Source organism: Desulfurella sp., assembly GCF_023256235.1.
Lineage (GTDB): Bacteria > Campylobacterota_A > Desulfurellia > Desulfurellales > Desulfurellaceae > Desulfurella.
In genome coordinates, this window is sequence record NZ_JAGDWY010000011.1 from 8,554 (window position 1) to 15,948 (window position 7,395).

Here is a 7,395-nt window from a genome sequence, read left to right on the forward strand (position 1 = left end):
GTTGATGATGGCACAAGCTTTACAGCATTTCAAGTCCCAGCAGGAATTAGATATAGCATGGTAGACCTTTATGTTAACGCAACACCACAGACGGATGGCCAATTAGCCTTCTATCTAAATGGTGTAAAGCAGGGAGAAAACTTTGTATTGTCATCTATAGTAGTTGGCAATACATCAAGAAGTAAGCCATCACAACCAATAATACTAACTGAAGGTGCAACCTTTACAGTAAAATTAACATTACTTGCTGCCGCACCATCAACCGCATATACACAAAACCTCTTACTGCACTTCATAGCAACTCCAGCTTAATTTATTTGATTTGGCTCGTGCTTTAATGGGTATCTTTATTGGTGAAGTCTGTTCGCTTAATGTTTTTAATATGGCTTGTTTAATCCACCATACAGCATATGATATAAACTTGATATTTTTATCCGGATCAAATTTTGATGCAGCTTTAATTAACCCAATATTGCCTTCATTAATTAAATCAGAAAGTGGTACGCCAAAATTTTTGTAACGCTGCGCAATAGATACTACAAACCTTAAATTATGTTTAACGAGTTTTTTGAGTGCTTCTTTATCGCCTTTTTGAATTTTTTTTGCCAATTCGATTTCTTCTTCTTTTGTTAGAAGAGGAATTTTAGATATTTCATCAAGATATTGATTTATCGAATCTTTTACTTCCGATTCTTTTTCTTTAATTTTTATTTTATTTTTTTCCATATAGTTTTATCTTTGTGATCTTCTAAAATAATACCTGCATTAAGCAATTCATTGCGTATACTATCTGCTAATGCATAATTTTTTTCTTTTTTTGCTTTGTTTCTTTGCTCAATTTTTTCTTCTATCCACTGGTTATTTTTTAAATTATACCATTCTTTATAAGATTTATCAAATACTCCCAAAACCTGTGCAATTTTAAACATAGAATTTAAAAAGGTTGTTTTTAGCTGTAAGGACGGAATCTGATTGTTTTTTTGGCAAGCATCTAGATAAAGATTAAAATCTTTTATGCAGTTAAAAACTTCAGCAATGGCTTGAGGTGTATTAAAATCAATATCCATAGCATTTTCAAAATTAGAAATTAATTTTTCAATTGAATCAAGTCTATAAATTTCATTCCCAAATTGAGTAGTATCAAGCCTCATTAAAAATGTATAATAGCGATTTAATGCTTCTTTTGCCGCTACAAGACCATCGTATGAAAACTCAATTGGATTTCTATAATGTGTAAGAAGCATGTAATATCTGAGTGTTTCACCATTGAATTCTTTTAGCACATCTCTTATTGTAAAAAAATTACCCAATGATTTAGACATTTTTTCATTGTTAATCTTAATGAAACCGTTATGTATCCAGTATCTTACAAATTGTTTCGAGCTTAGTGCTTCGCTTTGCGCTATCTCATTTTCATGATGTGGAAAAATTAAATCTTCTCCGCCACCATGTATATCTATGGTCTCACCTAAATAATACATGCTCATAACAGAGCATTCTATGTGCCAGCCAGGTCTACCTATACCCCAGGGTGAAACCCAGCCTGGCTCATTGGGCTTTGATTTTTTCCATAGGGCAAAATCTAGTGGATCTTTCTTTTTTTCATTTATATCAACCCTTGCACCAGCTTTTAGCTCCTCAATTTTTTTGTGTGACAACTTTCCGTAGTTTTCAAATTTGCTGACGCTATAATATACATCACCGTCAACTTCATAAGCGTAACCTTTTTCAATTAGTTTTGATATAAAATCGATTATATCTTTTATATGCATGGTTGCTTTTGGCTCAAATGTCGGTTTTTTTATGCCAATAGCTTCCATATCTGTATAAAATTCTTTTATGTATTTTTCGCTTATTTCATCAAAAGGCTTATTTTCTTCATTAGCTTTATTTATAATTTTATCATCAATGTCTGTAAAATTCTTAACAAATTTTACGTCATAACCTTTATATAACAAATATCTGTATATTACATCAAAACATATGGCACTTCTAGCATGACCAACATGACAGTAATCATAAACGGTAACACCGCACACATACATTGTAACGATATTGTCATTTAATGGCACAAATTCTTCTAATTTTCTTGTTTGTGTATTAAATATCTTTAGCATTAGTTTTTTACACCTCTAAATTCAAAATATGGATTAATTGGGTATTCTTTTTTTAATTGCATTAAATAATCATAAGCTTTTTGCGTATTTCCCTTTGCTTTATATGTTTTGTAAAGCATAAACAAGCATGCATCAGTTTTACCACCTTCTGAAGTAGGTTTTTTGGGAAAATTATTAAGGCAATCAGAAAAATAACTCAATGCTTTATCGTAATCGTTTAAATTATAATAACTATTTCCTATCCAAAATATAGCGTTTTGTTCCAGTGTTGTATGTGGATAGTCTTTTGAATATTGTAAAAATTTTTCTAAAGCTTTGGAAAAATCTCTCTTCATATACGTAGATAAGGCATCATTATAAACTTTAAAAGCCTCAGAAGAAGGCAAAACAAACTTTTGAGTTATGTTTTCTTTTTTTTGTTTATTTTCGTTATTTTCAACTTTTTTTTGAATTTCTTGATTTTTTTTTGAAAATACAACCTCAGCGGGGGGAATTTTGCTTATTATGTTATTTGTGCTATTATCAAAACTAGCTTCTACAAAAGTTTTTTCTGAAATTTTAGCTTTTTTAGTTGAATTTGTAGAGTTTTCTAACAAATCTATCTTTTTTGTAAGAGCATTTAATTTTTCTTCTATTGCACGCACTTTTGGTTTTATAATATCTAGATCTCTACTATTTTGGTTTGTAGCATTTTCTATTTTACTCAATTTATAATTTATATTTTGAATCTGTTGATTAGAAGCACAAGAAGACAACAAAAACATTACGCAAATTACACAAAACAAAACCAATTTTTTACGCATAAGGTCTCCCACCACTTTTTTATTATTGTAAATAATTTTGTATATAAGTCAAGTTACAACTAACTATCCAAACCATTTTATACCTTGACTTATTTCATAAATTTATGTATATTAACATCGTTACTTGTATTTTTTTTGTGTAATTTCTCCCTACATTATATGAGGGCGTAAAGGTTGTAAAATGAATGTTTTTGAAGAGACTCTTACAAAAATTTTAAAAAATTCCATAGAAGCTATGGGTTATGAATTATATGATCTAACATACTCAAAAGGTCCTAAAAAAGGAAAACTGACTGTATATATAGATAAAGCTGGTGGTGTAAGTTTAAATGACTGTGAAGTGGTAAGTAAACACATATCTGTTGTATTAGATGTAGAAAATATTATTAATGAAAGTTATATTCTTGAAGTTTCAAGTCCAGGTATAAATAGAAATCTTAAAACTAAAAAACACTATGAAGATTCAATTGGTAAAGAATGCTTGATTCATTTATTTAATCCAATAGATAATCAAAAAAATATTTCAGGCAAAATAATCAATGTATTCGACGATGGCGTCGAAATACAAAGTGGACAATCAAAAATTTACATTGATTATAGAGATATTAAAAAAGCTAAGCTAAACTTAATTTAGTGGGGGAAGAAGTGAGAGAGATATTTGAGATTGCAAATGTAATAGCAAAGGAACACAATATAGATTCTTCAGCTGTAATTGAATCACTTGCTGAAGCTATAAAAATTTCAATTGCTAAAAAATATGGAGAAGATAGTGTGGTAAAAACTTCTTTAGATACTCAAAACCAGATTTTTAACATATATATAGAAAAAAAAGTTGTTGACACACCAAGAAAGCATAATGAAATTTCACTTGAAGAAGCTAAAAAAATTGACCCAAATGTAAATATTGGCGATTATATAGACGTGGAATTTGATCCAGAAGAGTTGGGTAGAATTGCAGTTTCTACAGCTAAAAATGTTATGTCTAAAATGTTTAAAGATTTAGAAAAACGTGTAACATACGAAGATTACGCAAAAAAAATAGGCAAAATTGTAACAGGTGAAATTTGGAGCGTAGGTGTATACAATGATTGTATAGTTGATTTTAAAAATGCTATAGGAATACTACCAAAAAAAGAACAATCTCCAGGCGATAAATACGTAGTTGGTGAAACTATAAAAGCTTATGTAATGGATGTACTTGAAGAACCAAAGGGTGTTAAACTTATTCTTTCTAGAACCCATCCGGGTTTTGTAAAAGAGCTTTTTATGAAAGAAGTTCCAGAGGTAAGAGACGGTAGTGTAGAAATAAAAGCTATAGCTAGAGAACCGTCAAAACGTACAAAAGTTGCTGTTTATTCAAAAGATTCAAAGATTGATCCAATAGGCACATGCGTTGGAGCAAAAGGTACTCGTATATCTGCAATTGTAAAAGAATTAGGCGATGAAAAAGTTGATGTAATAAGATGGAGCGCAAATTTAAGCATTTACATTAAAAATGCCCTTGCACCAAGTAAAGTATCCTATATTGAACTTTTTGAAGATGAAAAAAGGGCAAAAGTGTATGTTCCCGATGAAGAATTTTCAGCTGCAATTGGTAAAATGGGAGTTAATGTGAAACTTGTAGCAAAACTTACAGGTGTTAATATCGACATAATAAAAGAATCCGAAATGGATAAAAGTATTCAAGAAGAAAAACCTAAAGAAACTCAAAAAACAAAAGAAGAAATAATTGATGAGTTAATGTCAGTTGAATCTATAACAGAAAATTTAGCAAATAAGCTCTATGATAGTGGAATTAGATCATTGGAGCAATTAAAAACTTTAAGTCTCGATGATTTAAAAAATATAAAAGGCATAGGAGAAAAGAGAGCTCAAAAGATCTTCGATGTATTAAATCAAACCACTTAGGGGGTAATGGATGAGAGTATATGAAGCAGCAAAAAAGCTTAATATAAAAAGTAACGTGCTTATACAAAGACTACACAATTTGGGAATTGATGTTAAAAGCAATTTTAGTACAATACCGGATGATATATTAGATAAGTTAGAAAATAAAGAAAAACCACAAAAAACTCCAGAAAAAGAAGAATCACAAAAACAAAAAAAGCCTAAAATTGAAGAAAAGCCTAAAATTGAAGAAAAACCGAAAGAAAGACCAAAAGAAAAACCAAAAGAAAAACAACCAGAGTTTATAAGTGTTAAAAAAAAGGAGCTTATTGAAGCATCGCTACCACAAAAATTAAAGGGCAAAAAAAAGCATTATAAAAAACCATCCAAAGAAGAACAAGAAAAACAAATCAAGACAATTCAAATAGGAAAAAACACTACAGTGTTTGAGTTTGCATCGATGCTTGATGTAGATTTTTCAGAAATAATTCAAAAATTATTTGCACTTGGCATAATGGTTAGAAAAAACGACATTATAGATTTAGATGCCGCAAAAATAATTGCTCAAGACTATGGGGTAGAGGTTGAAGAAAAAACTTTAGAAAAAACCATTTTAGAAGAAACAGAGAGTCTCGATGATGAAAAAGATTTGCAACCAAGACCACCTATTGTTACAGTTATGGGGCATGTTGATCACGGAAAAACTTCAATACTTGATGCAATTAGACACACACATGTAGTTGCGAAAGAATCAGGTGGAATTACACAGCATATTGGCGCATATTCTGTTAACTATAAAGGTAAGCAAATTACTTTTTTAGACACACCAGGACATGAAGCATTTACAGAAATGAGGGCGCGTGGTGCACTTTTAACTGATATTGTTGTTCTTGTTGTAGCAGCCGACGATGGCGTAATGCCCCAAACTATAGAAGCAATAAACCATGCAAAGGCAGCAAATGTACCCATTGTGGTAGCAATAAATAAAATAGATAAACCAAATGCTAACCCAGATAAAGTAAAGCAAGAATTATCTCACCATAATATAATACCAGAAGAGTGGGGTGGAGAAAATTTATTTGTAAATGTAAGTGCAAAAAAAAATATTGGTATTGATGATTTGCTTGAGAGTATTTTGCTGCAGGCAGAAATTATGGAATTAAAAGCAAACCCCAACAAACGTGCAAAAGGTATTGTTTTAGAAGCAAAACTCGATAGGCAAAGAGGGCCTGTTTGTGATGTTGTTATTCAAGAAGGTACATTAAATGTAGGAGATAGTATAGTAGCTGGTATTGCTTATGGTAAAGCTAAAGTACTTATTGATGATAAAGGAAAAAGAGTTAAAAAAGCCACAGTTTCAATGCCAGTTGAAATTCTTGGTCTCCACGATGTACCGGAAGCAGGGGATGTATTGTTTGTGGTAAAAGATGAAAAAACAGCAAAATCCATAGCTGAAGAAAGAAAAGAAAAGTACAAAGCAAGTTTACAGAAAAAAACAACTGTCAGTTTAGAAAATGTATTTGAAAATCTGTCTTCTGGACAGATAAAAGAGCTACCAATTTTAATAAAAGCTGACGTATTTGGCTCTATTGAAGCTATTTCTTCTTCGGTCCAAAAAATATCAACTGATGAAGTTGCTGTTAAAATTATACATTCTGGTGTAGGTGAGATAACAAAATCTGATGTAAATTTAGCAAGTGTTTCAAATGCTATCATAATAGGATTTAATGTAAGACCTTCAAATGATGCACTAAAACTAGCAAATGATTTAAAGGTTGAAATTAGAACATACAAAATTATATATGATATTATAGAAGATATCAAGAAAGCTTTATCCGGTTTACTGTCACCAACCATTGAAGAGGAAATCTTAGGTAGAATAGATGTCAGGGAAGTTTTCAGCGTGCCAAAAATTGGTAATGTAGCAGGATGTTATGTAACTTACGGTAAAGTTACAAGAAATTCAAAAATACGTGTTATTAGAAATGGCGTAATAATTTTTGAGGGCTCCATTGCATCTTTAAAGAGATTTAAAGATGATGTCCAGGAAGTTGTAGCTGGATATGAGTGTGGCATTAGAATCGACAAGTTTAATGATATAAATGTTGGTGATCAGCTTGAGTCATATATTTTAAAAGAGATTCAAAAAACACTTTAGAGGTTAATGGTATTTTGTTTATAGGCATAATTATTGTTGAATTATTATTAAAAGATGCTTTTAATATAAAAGATAGAAGAAATATACTTTCAAGCATTATTGATAAACTAAGGGCAAATTATAATGTATCTGTTGCAGATGTATCAGAAGAGATACTTTATAATAAAGCTACATTGGCAATTGCTACGGTTTCTAATAAAAAAAGTGTAACCGAAAAGTTTATGGATAACATTTATAATTTCATTTTAAATAATTATTTAATAGAAATTTTACACATAGAAAGGCAGATATTATGAATACAAAACCTTATAAAAGAACACAAAGAGTATCAAGTACGCTTAAAAAAATAATTGCAAATATTATTGAATTTGATCTCAATGATGAGCGCTTAAAACACGTGACAATAACAGATGTAGAATTGAGCAAAGAT

At 30.4% G+C, this 7,395-nt stretch carries 9 protein-coding genes; 5 read left to right on the forward strand and 4 right to left on the reverse strand.

All coding sequences use genetic code 11. The features are described from left to right. Positions 1-110 precede the first annotated feature (110 nt). Genes Q0C22_RS01155 through Q0C22_RS01170 form a run of 4 tightly spaced genes read right to left on the reverse strand, consistent with a single transcriptional unit; the run spans position 111 to position 2,920 of the window. Complete coding sequence (locus Q0C22_RS01155) at positions 111-296, reverse strand: hypothetical protein (protein ID WP_291490257.1); 186 nt, start codon at positions 294-296, stop codon at positions 111-113. Continuing rightward, the gene (locus tag Q0C22_RS01160; RefSeq protein WP_291490258.1) at positions 283-726 is read right to left on the reverse strand and encodes a sigma-70 family RNA polymerase sigma factor; all 444 of its coding nucleotides are present in this window, start codon (positions 724-726) and stop codon (positions 283-285) included. Before Q0C22_RS01160 ends, Q0C22_RS01155 begins: the two co-directional genes overlap by 14 nt. Beyond that, complete coding sequence (gene cysS / locus Q0C22_RS01165) at positions 708-2,117, reverse strand: cysteine--tRNA ligase (protein ID WP_291490259.1); 1,410 nt, start codon at positions 2,115-2,117, stop codon at positions 708-710. Before cysS ends, Q0C22_RS01160 begins: the two co-directional genes overlap by 19 nt. Next, on the reverse strand, positions 2,117-2,920 hold the full coding sequence (locus tag Q0C22_RS01170; protein ID WP_291490260.1) for a tetratricopeptide repeat protein: 804 nt from the start codon (positions 2,918-2,920) through the stop codon (positions 2,117-2,119). Before Q0C22_RS01170 ends, cysS begins: the two co-directional genes overlap by 1 nt. Positions 2,921-3,101: 181 nt before the next feature. Here Q0C22_RS01170 and rimP point away from each other — a divergent pair, with 181 nt between their 5' ends. The 5 genes from rimP to Q0C22_RS10400 form a co-directional block, all read left to right on the forward strand. Then, a complete protein-coding gene (gene rimP / locus Q0C22_RS01175) occupies positions 3,102-3,554 on the forward strand; it encodes a ribosome maturation factor RimP (RefSeq protein WP_291490261.1) in 453 nt (150 codons plus the stop codon). A gap of 11 nt (positions 3,555-3,565) precedes the next feature. Then, positions 3,566-4,828 carry a transcription termination factor NusA gene (gene nusA, locus Q0C22_RS01180; RefSeq protein ID WP_291490262.1) on the forward strand — a complete coding sequence of 421 codons (1,263 nt, stop codon included), beginning with the start codon at positions 3,566-3,568 and terminating at the stop codon, positions 4,826-4,828. A gap of 10 nt (positions 4,829-4,838) precedes the next feature. Continuing rightward, positions 4,839-6,965: a translation initiation factor IF-2 gene (infB, locus tag Q0C22_RS01185; RefSeq protein ID WP_291490263.1), complete on the forward strand. Its 2,127-nt coding sequence runs from the start codon at positions 4,839-4,841 to the stop codon at positions 6,963-6,965. Positions 6,966-6,979: 14 nt separating this feature from the next. Beyond that, positions 6,980-7,261, forward strand: a complete 282-nt coding sequence (locus Q0C22_RS01190) for a DUF503 domain-containing protein (protein WP_291490264.1) — start codon at positions 6,980-6,982, stop codon at positions 7,259-7,261. Further along, a partial coding sequence (locus Q0C22_RS10400; protein WP_367172079.1) for a ribosome-binding factor A occupies positions 7,258-7,395 on the forward strand: 138 nt, incomplete at its 3' end. The genes Q0C22_RS01190 and Q0C22_RS10400, both read left to right, overlap by 4 nt.

Coding starts and splice junctions, on each gene's coding strand:
- Q0C22_RS01155 (WP_291490257.1), bottom strand. CDS start 296: ATGAAGTGCAGTAAGAGGTTTTGTGTATATGCGGTTGATGGTGCGGCA.
- Q0C22_RS01160 (WP_291490258.1), bottom strand. CDS start 726: ATGGAAAAAAATAAAATAAAAATTAAAGAAAAAGAATCGGAAGTAAAA.
- cysS (WP_291490259.1), bottom strand. CDS start 2,117: ATGCTAAAGATATTTAATACACAAACAAGAAAATTAGAAGAATTTGTG.
- Q0C22_RS01170 (WP_291490260.1), bottom strand. CDS start 2,920: ATGCGTAAAAAATTGGTTTTGTTTTGTGTAATTTGCGTAATGTTTTTG.
- rimP (WP_291490261.1), top strand. CDS start 3,102: ATGAATGTTTTTGAAGAGACTCTTACAAAAATTTTAAAAAATTCCATA.
- infB (WP_291490263.1), top strand. CDS start 4,839: ATGAGAGTATATGAAGCAGCAAAAAAGCTTAATATAAAAAGTAACGTG.